Origin of the sequence: Xanthomonas vasicola pv. musacearum NCPPB 4379, from assembly GCF_000277895.2 — a bacterium.
Lineage (GTDB): Bacteria > Pseudomonadota > Gammaproteobacteria > Xanthomonadales > Xanthomonadaceae > Xanthomonas > Xanthomonas vasicola.
Genome location: NZ_CP034655.1, coordinates 2,123,276 through 2,144,844, shown reverse-complemented (window position 1 = coordinate 2,144,844; position 21,569 = coordinate 2,123,276). Strand labels below are relative to the sequence as shown.

13 protein-coding genes and 2 pseudogenes are annotated in these 21,569 nt (G+C 63.4%); 13 read left to right on the top strand and 2 right to left on the bottom strand.

Translation table 11 applies throughout. From position 1 onward, the window contains the following. Positions 1–181: 181 nt before the first annotated feature. A complete protein-coding gene (locus KWO_RS09990; RefSeq protein WP_017113312.1) occupies positions 182–3,337 on the bottom strand; it encodes a TonB-dependent receptor in 3,156 nt (1,051 codons plus the stop codon). A gap of 217 nt (positions 3,338–3,554) precedes the next feature. Continuing rightward, complete coding sequence (locus tag KWO_RS09985; RefSeq protein WP_017113471.1) at positions 3,555–4,538, bottom strand: IS5 family transposase; 984 nt, start codon at positions 4,536–4,538, stop codon at positions 3,555–3,557. Between the two features lie 798 nt (positions 4,539–5,336). Here KWO_RS09985 and KWO_RS09975 point away from each other — a divergent pair. The 13 genes and pseudogenes from KWO_RS09975 (at position 5,337) to KWO_RS09915 (ending at position 21,564) form a co-directional block, all read left to right on the top strand. Then, a complete protein-coding gene (locus tag KWO_RS09975) occupies positions 5,337–6,077 on the top strand; it encodes a flagellar motor protein (RefSeq protein ID WP_017112585.1) in 741 nt (246 codons plus the stop codon). A gap of 6 nt (positions 6,078–6,083) precedes the next feature. Continuing rightward, a complete protein-coding gene (gene motD, locus KWO_RS09970) occupies positions 6,084–7,058 on the top strand; it encodes a flagellar motor protein MotD (RefSeq protein ID WP_010375631.1) in 975 nt (324 codons plus the stop codon). A gap of 1 nt (position 7,059) precedes the next feature. Further along, positions 7,060–7,842, top strand: coding sequence for a ParA family protein (locus KWO_RS09965; RefSeq protein ID WP_010375633.1), 783 nt, complete (start codon positions 7,060–7,062; stop codon positions 7,840–7,842). Further along, positions 7,839–9,098 (top strand): chemotaxis protein CheW, encoded by a 1,260-nt coding sequence (locus KWO_RS09960; protein WP_017112586.1) that lies wholly within the window; start codon positions 7,839–7,841, stop codon positions 9,096–9,098. Before KWO_RS09965 ends, KWO_RS09960 begins: the two co-directional genes overlap by 4 nt. Positions 9,099–9,198: 100 nt before the next feature. Then, entirely contained in the window at positions 9,199–9,507 is a 309-nt protein-coding gene (locus KWO_RS09955) for an STAS domain-containing protein (protein ID WP_010375641.1), read from the top strand. Next, complete coding sequence (locus KWO_RS09950) at positions 9,504–9,869, top strand: response regulator (protein ID WP_002806565.1); 366 nt, start codon at positions 9,504–9,506, stop codon at positions 9,867–9,869. The genes KWO_RS09955 and KWO_RS09950 overlap by 4 nt, the downstream gene beginning before the upstream one ends. 33 nt (positions 9,870–9,902) lie before the next feature. Continuing rightward, entirely contained in the window at positions 9,903–11,915 is a 2,013-nt protein-coding gene (locus KWO_RS09945) for a chemotaxis protein CheA (protein WP_017113506.1), read from the top strand. A 487-nt stretch (positions 11,916–12,402) separates the two neighbouring features. Continuing rightward, positions 12,403–14,682 carry a methyl-accepting chemotaxis protein gene (locus KWO_RS09940; protein ID WP_113622544.1) on the top strand — a complete coding sequence of 760 codons (2,280 nt, stop codon included), beginning with the start codon at positions 12,403–12,405 and terminating at the stop codon, positions 14,680–14,682. Positions 14,683–15,062: 380 nt separating this feature from the next. After that, positions 15,063–15,485 (top strand): annotated as a pseudogene (locus KWO_RS09935) (methyl-accepting chemotaxis protein); the annotation flags it as partial. Positions 15,486–15,806: 321 nt separating this feature from the next. Further along, positions 15,807–16,346: a hypothetical protein gene (locus tag KWO_RS09930; RefSeq protein WP_010368394.1), complete on the top strand. Its 540-nt coding sequence runs from the start codon at positions 15,807–15,809 to the stop codon at positions 16,344–16,346. Between the two features lie 594 nt (positions 16,347–16,940). Beyond that, positions 16,941–17,475 (top strand): annotated as a pseudogene (locus KWO_RS09925) (chemotaxis protein); the annotation flags it as partial. Between the two features lie 186 nt (positions 17,476–17,661). Then, on the top strand, positions 17,662–20,451 hold the full coding sequence (locus tag KWO_RS09920; RefSeq protein ID WP_017113369.1) for a methyl-accepting chemotaxis protein: 2,790 nt from the start codon (positions 17,662–17,664) through the stop codon (positions 20,449–20,451). Positions 20,452–20,802: 351 nt separating this feature from the next. After that, entirely contained in the window at positions 20,803–21,564 is a 762-nt protein-coding gene (locus KWO_RS09915; protein WP_010368390.1) for a transporter, read from the top strand. Positions 21,565–21,569: the final 5 nt, after the last annotated feature.

Sequence of the window (21,569 nt, the reverse complement as noted above, 5' to 3'; positions counted from 1 at the left end):
CAGGTGATTCCCTATGCGCAGTCGCAGGATCGTTGCAGCTCAACAAAAGCCGACCTATTGGTCAGCTTTTGTTGAGCTGAGGAAATAACGGTTCCAGGTTCACTTCCACCGCAGCCCGGCCATCGCCAAACCATCGCGCCCACCCCGCCACGCGGCAGGCATGGGCACGACACTCCGGGACCTAGAACTTGTAAGTCAATCCCAGGTACGCCAGCCGGCCTGCGTATCCGCCGCTATAGAAGCGGGCGCGAGTGTCGTCGCCCAGGTGCGAGCGGGACTCCTGCTTGGTCAGATTCAGCACCGAGGCGGTGAGGCTGAGCGCCGGGGTGATATTGTAGGCCGCGTTTACATCGATCTGGTAGTACGGCTCCTCGTAGACGTTCAAGCCGTTGACCAGACCTTGCACCAACTCGCCGCGGCGGTTGTACGAGGCGCGCAGCAGCAGGCTATCGGCTTCGTAGAACACGGTAAGGTTTGTCTGGTTCCTGGCGCTGCCCGGCATGGAGGTCTTGCCGGCCTCGGTGCCGTCCTCCAGCCGCACCGCCGCCTTACTGGCATCGTTGTAGGTGTAGTTGAACTGCACCCCGAGGCCGAACGGCAGCGTATGCTGCGCGTAAAGCTCCACACCCTGCGAGACCGCGTCCTGGCCGCCGGCCTGGGTGCTGTAGTTCTGCACGGTGACCTGTTGCCCGTCGATCATCATGTTGAGGTCGCTGATCACATCGACCGCAAAGTTCTCCACGTTCTTGCGGAACAGCCCCACACCGGCGACCGAACCCGGTTGGAAATACCATTCCAGCCCCAGGTCGAACTGGTTGGCTTTGTACGGCTCCAGGTTCTTGTTGCTGCCCGAGCCGTACCAGCCCTGCTCGCTGGCACCGCCGGTCAGGCGCCGGTCGGCCACGTACTCGGGGCTGTAGTACTCCAGGCTGCCAGGCGCGGCGATGTCGTTGTAGCTTGGGCGTGCGATCACCTTCGCGGCTGCCGCGCGCAGCAGCAGGTTCTCGGTCAGGTCGTAGGCCAGGTTGAAACTCGGCAGCACGTCGGTGTAGTTGCGGTCCAGCCCGCTGACCACGAACGACTCGGTGCGTTGCACGCTGTCGGACAAACGCCAGTAGCCTTCGCTCCCGCAATAAGTGTCGGCCGGAGCGCCGCTGGGCATGGCGGCGCCCTGCTGGCAGGCCAGCGGATCGCCGTCGGCGCCGTCGAAGAAGTAGTCGTTGTAGGCGGTCACCTTGTCGGTGGAATCGGCACGCTGGCCGGTGCGCGCCACCCGCACGCCGACGTTGCCCCGCAGCCGCTCGGTGTGGAAGTTGAGTTGCAGGTAGGTGGAATAGATCTCTTCGTCGACGTTGTAGACGAAGTTGTCTTCGCTGCGGGTCTGCATCGCGCCGTAGGTTTGGTTCAAGTAGCCGATGTAGCCCGGGAAGTTGATCGCCGGGAACGCGCTGGCCTTGATTCCACCGGCCAGATTGTCCTGCGCGAACAGCAGCCCCGGCGAGAACTGCGTGGCGATGGCATTGCAGCGCCCGTTCCAGTAGCGGTTGTCGTAGTCGCTTGGGCCGGTGCCTGGGCACACCCAGTAGTTGTTGCCTGTATTGCGGTGGATGCCGCCGTCGCGACGCTTGATGCCGAACTGCAGCGAGTCGAAGAAGCCGCCGTCCATATGCCAGGTGGTATCGATCTGCGCGTACTGCTGCTGATTGGTGTTGCGGGTCCAGGACGAGCCGGTCGAACCCAGGTCGACTTGCATGATGCCGTCGCGCAGGTTCTGCATCAGCTCCGGCGAGGACGTCATGGACGGCGTGCCGGTCAGGTCCCAGGCGCTGGCGAAGTTGCCGTTGGTCCAGCTGCCGTCGGCGTTCTGGAGGCGCGGTTTGATCGGCAAGGAGAACTGCAGCTCCGGCCCGCCCTTGGCCCAGGTGCGGCCGACCTTGAACGCCACGTCCACCTGCTCGCCACGCCATTCGCCTCCCAGGTCCACCGTCTGCGACTGCGATTTCTCGATGTTGTAGCTGCCGGTGATCTGCGGCGTCGGCACGGTGCAGTCATCCGAGCCCCAGCCGCCGGGCGGCAATCCGGCTGCGGCGGCCTGGGCCTCGCTGCAATAGTAAGTCTTGCCCGGACGCAGGCTGTAGGCGGCGCCAGTGACAATCGTGCCGCTGGGATCGAACTGCAGTCCGTCGAGCAGACGGCCGCCGCGCCAGTTGCCGTCGCCGTTATAGCGGGCAATGTTCCACTCGGGAATCTTGATGGTATTGGTCTGCGAGTTCTGCGACAGGTCGAAGCGGAAGTAGTTCGCGGTCAGGGTCAGGTCGTCGGTCGGCTTGAACTGTAAGGTCAGTTGCCCGCCCTTGCGCTCGCGCTCCTCGCGTTTGGCGTCCAGGCTGACCGCCGTCGGCATCATGAAACCGGTGGCGTAATTGCCGTCCTGGTTCCAGAAACCGGTACCGCCCCACCAGTTGGCGTTGAAGTCCGACGGATTTCCGTTCACGTCGACCGCCGGGCCGACTTCGTCGCGACCGTACCACTGCCAGCTCTCGGTACTGGCATTGAGCGTGCGTGCGGTGCGCTTCTGCTGCGTGTAGCCAACGAAGACGCCGAAGCGGTTGTCCTTGTCGTGCCACGAGTACGAACCGGAGAACTGGCCGTCGGTCTTTTTGCTGGTATCCGACCAGGTACCCTCGGCGGAGACGAAGCCGGAATTGGGCTCCAGTTCCAGCGGGCGCCGCGTCTGCAGGATCACCGTGCCACCGATGCCGCCTTCGTCGATGCGCGCTTCCGGGGTCTTGTACAGCTCCGCGCTGCCGAGCAGGTTGGACGGCAGCAGCGTGTAGTTGAACGAGCGCGTCGGGTCGCCGTTGGACTCGGCGGTGGCGATGTAGTTGCCGTTCAATTCGGTCAGCACCAGCTCCGAAGACAGGCCGCGCACACTGACGTTCTTGCCTTCGCCACCGTCGCGGCTGATGACCACGCCGGGCACGCGCTGCAGCGCATCGGCTACGTTCTTGTCGGGGAACTTGCCCACGTCCTCGGCGGTGATCACATCGACCACGGCGTTGGCGTTGCGCTTCTGCTCCAGACTTTTTTCGATCGCGTAGCGGTAGCCGGTCACCGTCACCGCGTCCAGGTCCGTGGCCTGCACCGCAGCCTGGCCCGTGGGCGCCGGCGTGCCGTCGGCCTGCTGGGCGACAGCGGTGGTAGAGGCGGCACTCGCGAACAAGACGATGGCGATACCGGCGGACAACGTGCTGCGGTTGCGTGCGAATGGCATGCAGTTCATTTCGATCATGCTCTCCCAATAGTGATCGGCTTCGGCGGCTTTCTGTCGATCCAACGATCGGACAGAACGCCGCGCGAAGTGACACAAAAATATCCTGCGCCGTTTGCGGCGACCCGGTGTTCCTCCTCACCCCTCCCCTTGTGCGCAGATGCGATTAGGGATGGTCTGATCAACGCGACCGGAAAACGAAGCAACCGCATCCGCCGCGCTGAGGGCGCTCAAATCGCCGATTTTTTGCCGGTTTCGGCACGTTTGCGGGGTGTTGCCTGGATTACAGGCACAGCTTCCCCGCAGCAGGCATTAACGCTTTGCGCGTCAGCCACAGATTCGATAGTGCAAACAGCGTCAGCACCTGTGCGGTGTTCTTCGCCAAACCGCGATAGCGCACCTTGACGTAACCAAACTGACGCTTGATCACCCGAAACGGGTGTTCCACCTTCGCACGCAGGCTGGCTTTGGTGTGCTCCCAGCGCTTGGCCAACTTCAGTTCGCGCTTATTCTTGATCTGCTTCAGCTTCGAGGGCTTCTCCGCGATCAGGTAGCGCAGCGTGCGCTTGCCCTTCATCTCATCGCGCTTGTCCAGCCCGGTGTAGCCGCTGTCGCCGCTCACAGTGTCTTCCTTGCCGTGCAGCAGCTTGTGCGCCTGCGTGATGTCCGCTGCGTTGGCCGCCGTGCATTCCACGTGGTGCACCAGGCCCGACTCATCGTCCACCCCGATGTGCGCCTTCATCCCGAAGAAGTACTGGTTGCCCTTCTTGGTCTGGTGCATGTCCGGATCGCGCTCGCCATCCTTGTTCTTGGTCGAACTTGGCGCCGCAATGATCGTGGCATCCACGATCGTCCCGCCCCGCAGACTCTGCCCTTTACGCGACAGGTGCGCGTTGACCCGGTTGAACAGCTTGCGCGCCAAATCATGCCGCTCCAGCAAATGCCGGAAGTTGAGAATCGTCGTTTCATCCGGCACCTCATCCAGCCCGCCGATCTTCGCAAAACGGCGCATCGACACCGTGTCGTACAGTGCTTCTTCCGCCGATGGATCGCTCAGTGCGTACCACTGCTGCAAAAAGTGGATGCGCAGCATCGTCTCCAGCCGATACGGCTGTCGCCCCGGCTGCCCCGACTTCGGGTAGTGCGGTTCGATCAGTGCCAGCAGATCCTTCCACGGCACGACCTGGTCCATCTCGGCCAAGAACACCTCACGCCGCGTCCGCTTGCGCTTGCCGTTGTACTCCGCATCGCCGAAGGTCAGTTGCATCGTCGTTGTCCCGTTGCGTCTGTGTGATTGTCGCAGGATCAAGGGGAGTTGTTCAGAGTTTCCTTAGATCGTTCTAATGCAGCGGAAAACTTAAGTATCACAGCCTATCCGGCAGCGCATTCTGCCCCGCAACAGGCGCGCGGCGTTGTAAGCATCACGATGACCGGCCGGGCTCGCCACGTTTGCAGGCAGCACGGTACAGCCCGCAAACGTCGCTAGCTGCAGCAGCTCGATCCCCGCATGCAAAACGCTCTCGCCATCTCCAGGCGCAAGCGGTCTATCGAAGCGCCTGCACACGCCATTACTTGCAACCGAGCTCAGTGATATACGTGGTCGACATGAGTGTGTTGACACGCTCCGGGACATGTCCGGCCACACGCTGCTTGGCTGCCATCGCCATGGCAGGGATGTGCCGCGACGGCGCGTCAGACAGGATGTCTGCCGCGCAGAAGAGCCCATTCCCGGCCACGCTGGCGCCCCCTACCGAAGCCTGCAACCGAAAGTACGCGCCTGGACGTACCCTCACCCCAACCCCTCCTCCCGCAGGAGAGGGGCTTGAGCGCCGCGTCGGTCGTGTCTTCTATATCCGCCTCCGTTATGTCCACCTCCGTAACGCAGGGGCTGACTGAGGCACACTGAGCTCATAGACCTTTCACGACCGAGGAACCGGTCCTCGGCCGCACTCCCGCCCTCAACGACGTCGGCAATTGAAAGACCCGTCCCCCAGAACGACAACTTTCTGGCGCATCAACCAGGCGCACCTATCAAGTCCGCCGCGCCTGGGCCGATACCGCATGCATGGACAGACTCAGCGTAATCGGACTGGTGCTGGCGATCGTGGCGATCGTGGGCGGCAGCGTGTTGAAAGGTGCCGGCATTTCGTCGCTGTGGTCGCCGGCTGCCTTCCTGATCGTCATCGTCGGCACCGTGGCGGCGATCCTGCTGCACACCTCGCCGGCAGTTTTCCGGCGCGCGTTCAAGATTCTGCGTTGGGTGATCCAGCCGCCGGCCAGCGATCGCCCGCAGCTGCTGGCGCGCATCGTCGAGTGGAGCAACATCGCCCGTCGCCAAGGCCTGCTGGGCCTGGAAGACCAATTGCCGCGCCAGGACGACGCCTTCCTGCGCAAAGGCCTGCAGATGCTGGTCGATGGCGTGGAGCCGGAAGCCATGCGCAACATGCTCGAGATCGAGGTGGACAACCAGGAGCGTCAGGATCTTGCCGCGGCCAAGGTATTCGAGGGCATGGGCATCTATGCGCCCACACTGGGCATCATCGGTGCGGTGCTGGGCCTGATGGCAGTGATGAAGAATCTGGCCGACCCGGCCATGCTCGGCCACGGCATCGCCGCGGCGTTCACCGCCACCATTTACGGCATCGCCTCGGCCAACCTGCTGTTCCTGCCGGTGGCCGCCAAGCTCAAGAGCGTGATCCATTGCAGCACCAATGAGCGCGAAATGGTGATCGAAGGCCTGATCGCGATCGCCCAGGGCGAGAACCCGCGCAACATCGAATCGAAATTGGCAGGCTACTTGCATTAGCTTGTTATGGCCCGTCGTCGCAAACACCACGAAGAACATGGCAACCACGAAGCGTGGGCAATTCCGTATGCCGATCTGATGACGCTGCTGCTGGCGTTCTTCGTGGTGATGTACGCCATCTCTTCGCTCAACGAAGGCAAATACAAGGTCATGGCGCAGGCCCTGACCAGCGCCTTCGGTGGCTCGTCGAACAAGGCCAGCCCGGTGCAGCTGGGCAAGACCCAGAGCCTGGGCGCCGATCACGACCGCCCATCCGTGATCAAGGCCGGGGCGCCGATGGCGGCATCCAATGGGCCGACCGACCCGACCCTGCTACCCTCGATGGCCGCGCAGATGCGCATGCCGGTGTCGCTGCGCAACCAGGCGCAACTGGCGCGCGCGCAGCGGCAGATGGATGCGGTGGAACAGCAGCTGAGCAAGACGCTGGCGCCGCTGATCGACAAGAAACTCATCACCATCCGCCGCAACGATCTGTGGATCGAGGTGGAAATCAACAGCGACATCCTGTTCGGCACCGGCTCGGCCGCATTGGCCAGCAATGCCCGCACCACCTTGTCCACGCTGGCTTCGGTGCTGCGCGACGCGCCCAATGGCGTGCGCGTGGAGGGCTATACCGACAACCAACCGATCGCCACCGCGCAATTTCCCTCCAATTGGGAACTGTCGGCCGCGCGTGCGGCCAGCGTGGTGCACCTGTTCGCCGACGACGGCGTCGCCCCGCAACGATTGGCGATGGTGGGCTATGGAGAATTCCGCGCACGTGCCGATAACAGCACTGAGGCGGGACGGAATGCGAACCGGCGTGTGGTGTTAATCATCCTCGCTGACTCGGCTGGCTCACTCGCACCCGATCCGCCATCGCAGTTGCATGCGACCGCCGCCGGGGCGCCCAAGCTTCCCAAGTCTGACGGCGGCCAAACGGCCGCCACCACCGAAAGCGGCACAAATTCCGTCCCCGCCGTAATTCAAGGAGTGCAGTGACATGCGTATCTGGGCAATCGCCAACCAAAAGGGCGGCGTCGGCAAGACCACCACGACGCTGGCATTGGGTCGCGGCCTGGCCGCGCTCGGCCACCGCGTCTTGTTGATCGATCTCGATCCGCACTCCTCGCTCACCCGTGCGTTCGGCGTGGCGGTCGACCCGCCGCCGCGCGGCGTGCTGGACCTGTTCGGCACCCCGCCGAGCGATCTGGCCAGCCTGGCGCACGAAAGCAGCATTCCCGGCCTGTCCTATGTATGCGCGCAAGCCGCACTGGCCACACTGGAACGCCGCAGCGCCAACCAACCCGGCCTGGGCCTGGCGCTGCAAAACGCCATGACCCGGCATGCCGGCCAGCACGACTACATCCTGCTCGACTGCCCGCCGACCCTGGGCCTGTTGATGATCAATGCACTGGCTGCCTGCGACCGCGTGGTGGTGCCGACCCAGGCCGAACCGCTCGCGCTGCACGGTCTGGCCAGCATGGTGCGCACGGCCGACATGGTGCAGCGTTCGCGTCGCCGCGAGCTGCCGGTGTCGATCCTGCCCACGCTGTTCGACCGCCGCACCCGCGCCGGCAACGAAACGCTCAAAGAGATGCAGACCACCTACGGCCCGGTCGTCTGGGAAGACGCCGTTCCGATGGATACCCGTATTTGCAACGCCGCTGCGCTGACCGTCCCCGCCACCGGCGGCGACTATCAGGGCCGCGGCCTGTCCGCGTATCGCCGCGCGCTGGAATGGGTGCTGGCCGATGATGCGATGCGTATGGAGCAAGCCGCATGAGTAACCCCACCGCCAACGGTGAGCTGGACGATTATCTGGAGGGCTTGCTGCATGATGCAGGCGTCGAGATCCTCGCCCCGCCTGCTGCGGCCGCTGTCGAAGCGCCGGTGCTTGCACACGCAGATGTCGCCCTGGCCGAGCCGCCGGTGCAGGCTGCTGCGCTTCCCGAAGCTGCCGCTGTCTCCGAAGCCGCCACCTCCAATGCGATTGCCGCGGTGCTGAGCGCCGACGCGATTGCTGCCGATTTCCTGGCGGAAATGGATGCCGATCCGGCGTTCGGTCCGCCTGTGGTTGCCGCGCCCAGCGCCGCCGATATCGCCGCCGATTTCCTCGCGGAAATGGACGCCGATCCGGCGTTCGGCCCGCCTGTCGTTGCCGCGCCCAGCGCTGCGGATATTGCGGCCGATTTCCTCGCCGAAATGGACGCCGATCCGGCGTTCGGTCCGCTCGTGGTCGCCGCACCCAGCGCTGCGGATATCGCCGCCGACTTCCTCGCCGAAATGGATGCCGACCCGGCATTCGGCCCACCTGTCAAAGCCGCGCCCAGCGCTGCCGATATCGCTGCCGATTTCCTCGCTGAAATGGATGCGGACCCGGCTTTCGGTACCGCACCCACGGCGGTGGACCTGCTCACTGCCGATCTACTGGCAGAAATGGATGCCGACCCTGCCTTCGGGCTGGAGGCCGCACCGGTCGCCGCACCTGCCCCGGCACCGAAACCGGCACTACGTGCAGCCCCTGCACCGATACGCGCGGCACCAGCGCCCACCGGGCTGCAGGCTTTGCTGGCGCCCGGCCAGGCCGACAAGATTCATGCCGAACGCCGCGCCAGCGAGCGCAGCACGCGTTGGTTGCGTCTGCGCTGCGGAGAGCAGACCTATGCACTGGAATTGCTCAAGGTGCAGGAAGTGGTCTTGCCAGTCCCGCTACTGCCGTTGCGCGGCACGGCCAGTGCGATGCTCGGCATCATGAATCTGCGTGGCCAGGTGGTGCCGGTGATCGATCTGGGCATCCACCTGGGCTCTTCGCCGGTGGACATGGATCTGCACACCCGCGTGGTGGTGCTGGAAGAAAACGGCGAAACCATGGGCCTGCGCGTGTCGGCCGTGGAAGACGTCACCAGCCTGACAGATCAGCAGATCGAGCCGCCAGACAACGCACGTCTGTGCCGCATCTACAACAACCTGTTCCGCGGTGTCGCACGTCTGGGCCATCAGCCGATGATCCTGCTCGATGCCACCCATCTGCTGCATTGAGACGCGTAGCTTGCTCGCACCTGCACGCATAACGATTCAGCGTTAAAGCTTTCCCGCACCCCGCCGTTAGTACGCATAGAACCAGCCGTTCGGAGCAACAATGAGCACAGTGACATTGGGCGAGGATCTCGGTATCGAGACCAGCGCCGACCTCAAGCAAAAGCTTGCCGGATTCCTCACCCAGGACGGCGACCTGGTGCTTGATGCCGGTGAAGTCCGACGCATCCACACCGCCAGCGTGCAGTTGCTCTGCGCCTTTGTGCAGACCCGCCGCCAGGCCGGCCTGCACACCGAATTCGATGGCTGCAACGACACTTTTAGAGATGCGGCTCGTCTGCTCGGCGTCACCGACGCGCTCGGACTTCCCGCATCCAATGACAACCTGAAATCTGTGGAGAACGCCGCATGAGCGCACGTATCTTGGTGGTGGACGATTCGGCGTCGATGCGCCAGATGGTCTCTTTCGCCCTCACCTCTGCCGGCTTTGCCGTCGAAGAAGCCGAAGACGGCGCCGTTGCGCTGGGCCGCGCGAAGGGCCAGCGCTTCAATGCGGTGGTGACCGACGTGAACATGCCCAACATGGACGGCATCTCGCTCATCCGCGAACTGCGCCAGCTGCCGGACTACAAGTTCACCCCGATGCTCATGCTCACCACCGAGTCCGCGGCCGACAAGAAGTCCGAAGGCAAAGCGGCGGGTGCGACGGGTTGGCTGGTCAAGCCGTTCAATCCAGAACAGCTGATCGCCACCGTCCAGAAAGTTCTCGGTTAAACCCTTCTCGCTTCACCTTCGGATTTCACGCCCATGAGCATGGACCTGCAACGTTTCCACGCCACCTTTTTCGAAGAGAGCCGCGAAGGGCTCGACGCGATGGAGGCCGGGCTGTTGTCTCTTGAAGAGGGCAACCGCGACCCGGAAATCATCAACTCGGTGTTCCGCGCCGCGCATTCGATCAAGGGCGGCGCTGCCACCTTCGGTTTCGATGCCGTTGCCGGCCTGACCCACGTGCTGGAGACGCTGCTGGACGAGTTGCGCTCCAACAAGCGCCAGCTCGAACCCAATGCGGTCGATGCCATGCTTGGCTCGGTCGACGTGCTGCGCGCCCTGTTGCGCGAAGCCGAACATGGCACCCCGGCCGACCCGGCTGCGGTCAAGGCCGTGCATACCCGTTTGAATGCCGTACTCGCCGGCGAAGCGCCGGTGGCTGCGGTCGTCGCCAAGCCGAAGGAAGAAGAACCCGAAGCCTGGCACATCGGTTTCACTCCGGCGCCGTCGCTGTTCATGAGCGGCAACGACCCGCTGCGCATCATCCGCGAGCTCGAGCACCTGGGCCCGCTGCAGATCGCCGCGCGTCTGGAGCGCATGCCGGGCTTTGAAAACATCGATCCGCTGGAAGCATATCTGGCGTGGGATCTGGGCCTGATCGGCAAGATTCCGCGCAGCAAGATCGAAGACACCTTTGCCTGGGTAGTGGACGATTGCGAACTGGACATCCGCCCGATGGCGGTGCCCGGCCCGCCGCCGAGCCTGGCCGTGGACGCTGCGGCGGCTGCACCGGCTGCAGCTGTCGCCGCCGCGCCGAGCGCCGCTGGCGAACCGGCTGCTGCGGCCGCGGCAACGCCGGCCAAGGCCGCCGCTGCCGAAGCCGAACACTCGATCCGCGTCAGCGTCGACAAGGTCGATGCCTTGATCAACCTGGTTGGCGAGTTGGTGATTACGCAGGCCATGCTCAAGCAGGTGTCCACCGGCCTGGACCCGGCGCATGCCGAGCAGCTGTTTGCTGGTCTGGATCTGCTGGAACGCAATACCCGTGATCTGCAGGAAGCGGTCATCGGCGTGCGCATGCTGCCCGTCGATGCAGTGTTCCGCCGCTTCCCGCGCCTGGTGCGCGACCTCTCCAGCCGCCTCGGCAAGCAAGTGCGCCTGCGCACGATTGGCGAAAGCACCGAGTTGGACAAGGGGCTGATCGAAAAGATTGCCGATCCGTTGGTGCACTTGGTGCGCAACTCGATCGACCATGGTCTGGAAATGCCGGATGCGCGCCGCGCCTCCGGCAAGGACGAGACCGGCACCATTACCCTGGCGGCATCGCATCAGGGCGGTCACATCGTGATCGAAGTCAGCGACGACGGCCGTGGCCTCAATCGCGCCAAGATCCTGGAAAAAGCGGCCGAACGCGGCATTGCCGTGCCGGACAACCCGACCGATGCGCAGGTGTGGGATTTGATCTTCGCACCGGGCTTCTCCACCGCCGATGCCGTCACCGACCTCTCCGGTCGTGGTGTGGGCATGGACGTGGTGCGCCGTAACATCCAGGGCCTGGGTGGCGAAGTGCAGCTGGAAAGCAACGCCGGCAGTGGCACTCGCGTGCTGATCCGTCTGCCGCTGACCCTGGCCATCCTCGACGGCATGACCGTGTCGGTCGCCGGCGAAACACTGATCCTGCCGCTGTCCTACGTGCTCGAAGCATTGCAGCCGGCGCAGGAAGACGTCCGCTCGATGGCCGGCGATGGCCGAGTGCTGCGGGTGCGTGGCGAGTATCTGCCGATCCTCTCCCTCACCAATTACTACGGCTTCGGCGGGCAACAGTCCTCCAAGGAATCGCTGGTGGTGGTGGTCGAAGGCGACGGGCAGAAGATCGCCCTGGAAGTGGACGAATTGCTTGGCCAGCAGCAGGTGGTGGTCAAGAACATCGAGAACAATTACCGGCGGATTCCGGGCGTTTCCGGTGCCACCATCCTCGGCGATGGGCGGGTTTCGCTGATCGTGGACATCGGTGGTCTGGTGCGCTCCCTACGTGTGCAACAAGCCGCCTGAACAAGATCCTCTCCTGCTGCAAGATCCACTCACATGCCCCGGCGACACCTGCAGGGGCATGTGCATTTATGGGTTAGCTTGGCTACGACGTCGCGCTGCCGACCAAAGCGGACAGAACCCCAGATGGCATTCAATGAATTCGTTTTTTGCAACGCCCCAACGTCGGTCACCCATACGGTGGCGCTGTTCAAGATCGAGCATGCCGGGACAGAAAAGTAGCGCGTCGCAGTATTCAAGAAAATCACCGCGATGCCGCTATAGGTGCTATGGGATTTTCGCGCATCAATCTCAATGAAGATTGAAGCACGCACCAACACAGACAGCGATCAAGCACCACTTCACCGTATGAAGACCTCTACTTTTTGACGGCATCAGTCAAACCGCATCGACGCAGAAGCACCTTGCCATCATTCGCAGTGAGGCCTGGGAGATGACGCCGATGCGCCATGTATGCGCATCGAACTCTCACAGTCATAGGAACTCCACAATGAAGCTTAGAAATTTAAGCCTTTCCGCCCTGCTCGCACTGAGCTTCGCTGCCATCGTGCTGGTGATGCTGGTCATCGGCGCGATCAACCTCAGCAGCCTATCTACAATCAATAACGCTACCGACAAGAATGACCATAGCTTCAAGGTTCTGGCGACCGGCGAAGCGATGCAGATCAACGCACTCAATATCGAAACAGGCTCACGTGGCTATCTGCTTTCGGGTGACAAATCGCACATCCAGTCGTTCGAACCCAGCCGGGAGACTTTCGAGAAAAAGTTCGACGAAGCCGTGAAGCTCACCGCCGACAACCCCAGCCAGCAGGCGCGTCTGGAACAGTTGGGGAAATCGTTCAAACAACTCATCGAGGTTGAGAAAGAAATCATCGCAGTCCGCGAAAGCACCAACGACAAGGAAAAAATCGCGAGCCTGTTTGCCGAGGCCCGTGACCGCGCGGCAATGACCACGATCCGCAAGATGCTTGCCGATTACATCGCCGAAGAGCAGGAACTGCTCACCAAGCGCAGCGCGCAATTGGTCAGTGTACGCGCGGAAAGCAAGTGGGCCATCATGCTCGGCAGTCTGTTCGTGATCGTGGCCGCGATCGCCCTGGCGGTCCTGATCCGTGGCCGGCTGTTGAAGCGGTTCGGTGCCGCGATCGTTGTCGCCGATGCCATCGCGGGAGGCAAGCTCGACAACCCGATCGATACCCAGACCAAGGACGAGGCTGGCGTGCTGCTGGTCAGCATGCACAAGATGCAGAGCCAGTTGCAGGCGGTCATCACCGCACAAACCGAAATGGCCAAGCGCCATGATGCCGGTCAGACCAGCTACCGCATGGAAGAAGGTGCCTTCCCGGGCGATTACGGCCGCATGGTCCGCGACAGCAATGCACTGGTCGCCTCGCATATCGCGGTCACGCTGCGCCTTGCGCAGATCATGGGCCGCTACGCCATCGGCGATCTCTCCGAGGACATGGATCGGCTGCCCGGCGAAAAGGCCGTGCTCAGCGAGACCATGGACAAGGTCAAGCAGAACCTGACCGCGATGAACCGCGAGATCAAGCATCTCGCCGACGCCGCCGCCGCGGGCGACTTCAGCGTGCGTGGCGAGGCCGACCGCTTCCAGTACGACTTCCGCACAATGGTCCAGAGCCTCAACCAACTGATGGCCACCGCCGATGGCAACCTCAACGCCTTGTCCAAACTCTTGCAATCCATCGCCGCCGGCGACCTGACCGCACGCATGCACGGCGACTTCCGCGGCGTATTCGCCACGATGCGCGACGATGCCAATGCCACCACCGAACAGCTGTCCGGCATTGTCGGGCGCATCCAGCACGCCACCTTCTCGATCAATACCGCGGCCAGCGAGATCGCCGCCGGCAATAACGATTTGTCGCAGCGCACCGAACAGCAAGCGGTCAATCTGGAAGAAACCGCCGCCTCGATGGAGCAACTTACCTCCACCGTGCGCCAGAACGCCGAAGGCGCGTGCCAGGCCAACCAACTCGCCATTGGCGCCGCCGCTGTCGCGTCGCAAGGCGGCGATGTGGTCGGCAAAGTTGTGGCGACCATGGCCGACATCGAGGTCTCATCGAAGAAGATCGCCGATATCATCAGTGTCATCGACGGCATTGCCTTCCAGACCAATATCCTGGCGTTGAATGCCGCTGTGGAAGCGGCGCGTGCCGGCGACCAAGGCCGCGGATTTGCGGTGGTGGCCAGCGAAGTGCGCACGCTCGCGCAACGCTCGGCCGGCGCAGCCAAGGAAATCAAGCAGCTGATCAATGACTCGGTGGGCAAGGTCGCGCAAGGTTCGTTACTGGTGGATCAGGCCGGCAAGACCATGACCGATGTCGTCGCCAGCGTGCAGCGCGTCACCGACATCATGGGCGAGATTTCTGCCGCTTCGCAGGAACAGTCTGCCGGGATCGAGCAGGTCAACCTCACCGTGACACAGATGGACGAAGCCACCCAGCAGAACGCTGCGCTGGTGGAAGAAGCCACCGCCGCAGCACGTGCGATGGAAGAGCAAGCCGGTCAGCTGTCCGATGCGGTATCGATCTTTAAGTTCCAACAAACCGCCGCGGTGGCGCCTGCGGCCAAGCGCCCTACTCCACCGCGCCTGGCCACTGCCGAGCCAGACGTTACTAAACCGACTAATGCCAAACGCCCACCTACACGGGCTGTTGTCGACGCCAAGGCCAAGCCGACTGCAGCGCCGCGCCCGGTGGTGGCCGCAGCAGCCAATGGCGATTCGAGCTGGCACGAGTTGTGACCGCAGCGTCTGTGTAGAGCCGCCGTCACGGCAGCAATACGTTCAAGCCCCGGCAGCGATGTCGGGGCTTCTTGTTTGCACATGGCGTCTTATCAGCACTTGAACACAAGCATCCGCGCATCCATCAGACCAGGCATCGCGCAGCCACGGCTTGCGCTGCCCGACAGGGAACCATGAATGCAAGCATGCTGCACTGCAACATGCGGCTTCAGAAATCCAGCTGGAGAACGCTACCGGTGTATCTCTCTCCACCCTCCCCTCAGAGAAACACCATGAAATTCCTGCATTCCATGACCGTCGGGCGACGCCTGGCGTTGGCATTCGCGTTGCTGATCGTTTTACTTGGCGGCTCCACCACTCTGGCGCTATCGGAATTCAAGCAGGCCGGCAAGACCATGGCCGATGTCGTCGCCAGCGTGCAGCGCGTCACCGACATCATGGGCGAGATTTCTGCCGCTTCGCAGGAACAGTCTGCCGGGATCGAGCAGGTCAACCTCACCGTGACACAGATGGACGAAGCCACCCAGCAGAACGCTGCGCTGGTGGAAGAAGCCACCGCCGCAGCACGTGCGATGGAAGAGCAAGCCGGTCAGCTGTCCGATACGGTATCGATCTTCAAGGTGCAGCAGGTCGCCGCCGTGTCGCCTGCGGTTACCCGCTCGGCTCCGCTGCGCCCGGCCACCGCCAAGCCGGCCAGCGCGGCGACACGGGCGATCGCAAAACCCAACGCCAACGTCACCACAGTGCCCCGCCCGGTGGTTGCCGCAGCCGGCAACGGCGATTCGAGCTGGCAGGAGTTCTAAGCGCATAGCAGTTGCACGGCCGGCCGGTTCAGTGGCGAGTGCGCCCCAAGCCCCGACAGCGATGTCGGGGCTTTTTGTTTGTGAAATACGCTGTGCTGAGGTGTTTTCGCTGGGGGTTGTCGACAGCGTGCGGTTGGGCGCATGAAGCGGCGCGCATACCCTCATCCGGCGCTGCGCCACCTTGTCCTGCGGGGAGAGGGAGTCACTGCAGCGTCGGGGCAAGCGCGCCGTTGGTCGAAAGGTGATCAAGCGCAGGCTTTTGCGGCCGATACAGGAATCACTGAGGGCCGCATTGCCCACGCTAGATCGAAGGAAGTCTGCATGCACACCGCCAAGTCCAACCGCTCCGCCCGCACCGTGCTGGGCTCCGTGTTCGCTGTTGCGTTGCTGGCTGCGGGCGTGTCATTGCCGCCCTCCTTCGCCGCGCCGGCCGCGCCGGTCTCGGTGCTTCTGGACAATGTGCCGGTCACGGCATTGCAGTCGCTGGCGTTGGATCTGGCACAGCTACGCGATGACCAACGTGCACAGCTTGCCGCCAGCCACGACGCGGCGCGTATCGAAGCCTATGACGAACGTCTGGGCAGTCTGCGCCAGCGGATCGCCCGGCATGCCGGCTACTTCCAGGCCACCGCTCCGCAAGGCGAACAGGCGCACAAGTTCGCCTTGGTGCAGCAGCAGCTAGGCAAGTATCTGGCACAGCACCGCCAGGCCAATCGCGCCCTGCACGAGGGCGACCTGCAGTACGCACAAGCCCTGTCGCTTGGCCAGACCGGCGATACCCGCGACATCTTGTGGAACGAACTGCACGACCTGCAGCAGTCGGTTGCCAGCGTCACCGTCAGCGGTGCCAAGCGCAACTGAGCGAATGCGGGCAACGCCGACGTTGCCACGCAGCAACGGATAGCATCGACGCAAGCGCGATTTGCTCCATGCTGACCACCACAGTCTTCGCCATGTGAAGCGGCTAACAAAATGCCTGCGCTGCCGCCGGGCCTAGGATGCTGGGCGCTGGGTGCTGCCGCTTCATGCAGCATGTGCCACGCATGCACAGAGATGTTGAGCGCACCACGCATACAGACTGGCGACACCGTCACGGGGTAAGCGACTTCAAGCCCGCCCCGCATTGTCTGTGCCGCCGTTGCCAGCGTCCTAAGCCGATACGCCGTGTTTTGCCATCCACGCACTACCTGGCGCGACGTCATGCCCTGACCAGCGCGCTGCAACTGCGACGCGCGCGCAAAACCGCCGTATCAACGCGCTAACGCACTGCGCAGCAACCACAACATCCCAGTATCACACCGCCGCAAAGCGTCCGCACCTAAGCGTCGCGTGCGGCTCAACATTTTCGGGGCCGGGTCGCTATTCGACTTATCCCCGTCATATTCCTTTGCTGGATATCTGCCATGACGCTGAAGACCACGATTGCAAAAACGCTGGCCAACGTGCCGCTCAAGCGCAAGGTTGCATGAAGCGATGGACGCAGCCAAGGCCAGCCTGCTGGCGATCAACACCGAGATCAAGCGCTTGGCGCAAGCTGCAGCCAACGGCGATTTCAGCCAGCGTGGCGATGCAGCGCGCTTCAAGCACGATTCGGCGCGCATGATCAACAACCTCAACGCGATGATGGACGTCAGCGACCGCAACCTGGGCAAGCTGTCCGAGCTGCTGGCGTCGCTGGCCGAAGGCGACCTCACTGCGCGCCTGGACGGCCACTACAACGGCGTGTTCGCGCGCATGCGCGACGACGCCAACGCCACGGCCACCCAGCTGGCCGGCATCGTCGGGCGCATCCAGCAGGCCGCCAGTTCCATCACCGGTTCGGCCAGCGAAATCGCCGCCGGCAACAACGACCTCTCGCAGCGCACCGAACAGCAGGCCGCCAATCTGGAAGAAACTGCGGCATCGATGGAAGAGCTCACTTCCACCGTCAAGCAGAACGCCGAAAGCGCGCGCCAAGCCAACCAGTTGGCGATCGGCGCCGCGGCGGCCAATGCCATGCAGCAGCAGGCGCAGCAACTGGATGAAGCGGTGTCGAGCTTCCGGGTCGTTGCCGCTACGTCCAACCCGTTCGGCCATGCACGCGTACCGGCGCGGCTTGCGCTGGTTGCTTACTGATCGTACGTCCCCGCTTCGGCGGGGCTCCCTTGTCTCCTCTCCTCCCCGTGTGACCACACCTATGACTTCGCTCTCCAAATACTCACGTTTCAGCGGACGCTTGGCGTACCGCCTGATGTTCGGTACCGCGGTCATTGCGTCGCTGTGCTTCGGTTTGACCGCGGCCATTACCTATTGGCAAAGCAGCCGCGCGTTGAGCAGCTCTGCACAGGCCACGATGCAAAATGCCGCGCGCTACCAGGCCGAGCAGATCGGCAGCGACCTTGGCCAGGCGCTGACCACCGGTCAATCCGTGGCCACGACATTGCTGGTGCAACGCGCCAATGGCGGCATCAGCCGCGACAGTGCTGCGGCCATGGTGCATGACCAGTTGCAGGATCACCCCGAGTGGGTGGGCATGGGTACGTTGTGGGAGCCGCAGGCCTTCGACGGCAAAGACAGCGCTTTCGCCAATGCCAAGGGCCACGATGCCACCGGCCGCTTCATGACCTACTGGGGACGCAGCGACCAGACCCTGGTACGCGAGCCACTCACCGACTACGAAACCCCCGGCCTGGGCGACTGGAATCTGAAACCGCGCGCCCTGCTGCGGCAGACCGTGGCCGAACCCTACAATTACAAGATCGGCGGCAAGACCGTGCTGATGACCACCTTGTCCACGCCGATCCTGCAGGACGGCAAGTATCTGGGCGCGGTGACCGTGGACGTGGCACTGGCTGCATTGCAGCAGCGCCTGGGCGCCCTGCGCCCGATGCAAGACGGTTATGTCGAACTGCTGTCGCCCGCGGGCGTGGTGCTGGCCTCGCACGACACCGCGCGCATCGGCAAGCAGGTCACCGATGCCCGCCACCGCACAATGCTGGAGGCGATCAAGGCCGGCAAGGATGCACTGAATTTCACCCCCGACGCCGATGGTGCAGTCAGCGCGTATGTGCCACTGCAAATCGGCAAGGCGCAGGAGCGCTTCGCCCTCGGCGTGGTGGTGCCGTATGCCACGATCATGCAGCAGGCGCACCGCTTGCTGTGGACCATTCTTGCCGTCGGCCTGGGCTCGGCGCTGGTGCTCAGCGTCGCGTTGTTCGCGCTGCTGCGTCGCCAGGTGGTGCAGCCGCTGGAGGCCGCCGCGCAAGTGGCCGATGCGATCGCCTCGGGCAAGCTCGACAACCAGATCACGGTGCAGCGCCAGGACGAAGTGGGCCGCCTGATGGGCGCCATGCAACGCATGCAGACCGATCTGCGCGAGCGCATCGAGCGCGATGCGCAGGTTGCCAGCGAAAACCTGCGCATCCGCACCGCGCTGGAACATTCGGAAATGGAAGTGTTGCTGGCCGACGAACAGCACAACGCCGTGTTCATCACCGAAGCGCTGCACACCTCGTTCAAGCAGGGCGAGCCCGCCTTCCATGCCAAGGGCCAGACCGGCTTCAGTGCCGATGCGGTGGTCGGCAAGCCGGTGGAATACGTGTTCGGTAACGACAGTGAAGGCACCGCGCGGTCGCAACGTCTGCGCCAGTTGCAGTCCACCTCAACGGAGCGCTACCGCTTCGGGGCGGTGACGCTGGATCTGACGATGACCCCGCTGTATGCCCCCGATGGCCGCCGTAGCGGCAGCATGCTGTTGTGGCGCAATGTCAGCGCCGAAGTCAGCACCCAGCAGGAAGTGGCCGAATTGGTGCAGTCCGCCTTGATGGGCGACTTCGGCCAACGCCTGGCATTGGAAGACAAGCATGGGTTCTATCTGGAATTCGGCCGTCAGCTCAACGGCTTGCTGGAAACCACCTCGCTGAGCCTGGAACGGATTTCCAGCCTGCTCAGCGCCTTGGCTGAGGGAGACCTCACCGTGCGCATGGATGGCGACTTCCAGGGTGTGTTCGCCCGCATGCGCGACGATGCCAATGCCACCTTGGCGCAGCTCACCGGGATTGTCTCCGGCATCCAGACATCGGCTACGCAAATCAGATCAGCCGCCAGCGAGATCGCTGCGGGCAACAACGATCTCTCCCAGCGCACCGAACAACAAGCAGCCAATCTGGAAGAAACCGCAGCGTCGATGGAGGAACTCACCTCCACCGTCAAACAAAATGCCGAGCACGCGCGCCAGGCAAATCAGCTGGCCATCGGCGCGGCCGACGTGGCATCGCACGGCGGTTCGGTCGTGGCACAGGTGGTGACCACCATGTCCGGCATCGAGTCCTCGTCCAAGAAGATTGCCGAAATCATCTCTGTCATCGACGGCATCGCGTTCCAGACCAATATCCTGGCCTTGAATGCAGCCGTGGAAGCGGCGCGTGCCGGCGAACAAGGCCGCGGGTTTGCCGTGGTCGCATCGGAAGTCCGCACCTTGGCGCAGCGCTCGGCCGGTGCCGCAAAAGAGATCAAGCACCTGATCGACGATTCTGTGGGCAAGGTGGCGCAAGGCTCGTCGCTGGTGCATCAGGCCGGCACCACCATGAGCGAGATCGTGGCCAGCGTGCAACGCGTGACCGACATCATGGGCGAGATTTCTGCTGCCTCGCAGGAGCAGTCATCCGGTATCGAGCAGGTCAACCTCACCGTGACGCAGATGGATGAAGCCACCCAGCAGAATGCTGCGCTGGTGGAAGAAGCCACCGCTGCCGCGCGTGCGATGGAAGAACAGGCTGGCCAGCTGACCGAAGCGGTTGCAGTCTTCAAGCTCAGCCATGCGATCAAACCCGTGTTGGCTGCATCGACTGCCAAACCAGCGGTGCGTGCAGTAGCCACCTCCAAGCCCGCGCCTGCCGGCGGCAAGCACGTGGCGACACCGCTGCGCCACCCCGCAAGCAAGTCGTCTGGCACGGCCGGTAACGACAGCCAGTGGCAGGATTTCTGACCGCCCTGTACTGAGTGCGCTGCATCATGTCCGGCGTGGCTGCACTGCATGCGCGCCGGACATCGCGCAATAAGAGGACACAACCTCAACCGCATGATGCGCAGCGTTATTCGCACTCCATCGCTGCAGCCCCGCACGGTGCATGATTGCCTCGCTGCGCACTGCGCTGCCCCATCCGCCCGTCCGTCGCGCATCAAGATTCATGCAGCGTGGCCGTTAGTTTGGATGACATCGACTGCCTGCGCCCCACCGCATCAGCCGGTCCAGCAATGCATGTGAGCTGTTGCAGCGACTGCAGGCAGACCATGCATCCGGATATTAGGTTCCGCAGGTTGCCACGCAAGGGATGCCATGAAGTCATCTGTTATCGCCAGCTGTTTCGCGCTGTTGGGTGTGATGGGTCATGCCCGCGCCGAAGACCCGATCGCGACCGATCGCCCCGATTTCGTCGAATCCAGCCTCACCGTGGGCGATCGCCGCGTGCAGGTGGAAACCAGCGTTGCGTGGGAACGCGATGATGCAGTGGATGCGTATTCCACGCCCACGCTGCTGCGCTATGGCCTGGGCCAGACCTGGGAATTGCGGTTGGAAACCGATGGTTGGCAGCGCATCGACCTGCCCGGCGATGCGCAGGTGAGCGGCATGTCCGATGTCTCGCTTGGCATCAAACATCACCTGGCAAGCTCCGACGACGGCAAGGCCTCGCTGGCCTGGTTGCTGCACGTGGATCTGCCCAGCGGCGCGCAGGCATTGCGCGGCCATGGTGCGCGCCCATCGTTCCGGCTGGTGGCCGAATGGGAGCTCAGCGACAGCGTCTCTGCCGGCATGATGCCCGGCGTGATCTGGGACGACGACGGCCAAGGAAACCGCTACGCCGCCGGTATTTTCGGTGCAGTGCTCGGCAAGGCCTGGAATGATCGCGTGCGCTCGTTCGTGGAAGTGGCGCTGCCGCAGATCGCAAAGAGCGACGACGGCGGCACCATGGCACTGCTTGATGTCGGCTCGGCCTGGCTGCTGAGCAACGACGTACAACTGGACGCGGTCTACAGCCGCGGGCTCAACGACCGCTCACCGGATCACGCGCTGGGCGTGGGTCTGTCTTTCCGCTTTTGACACGA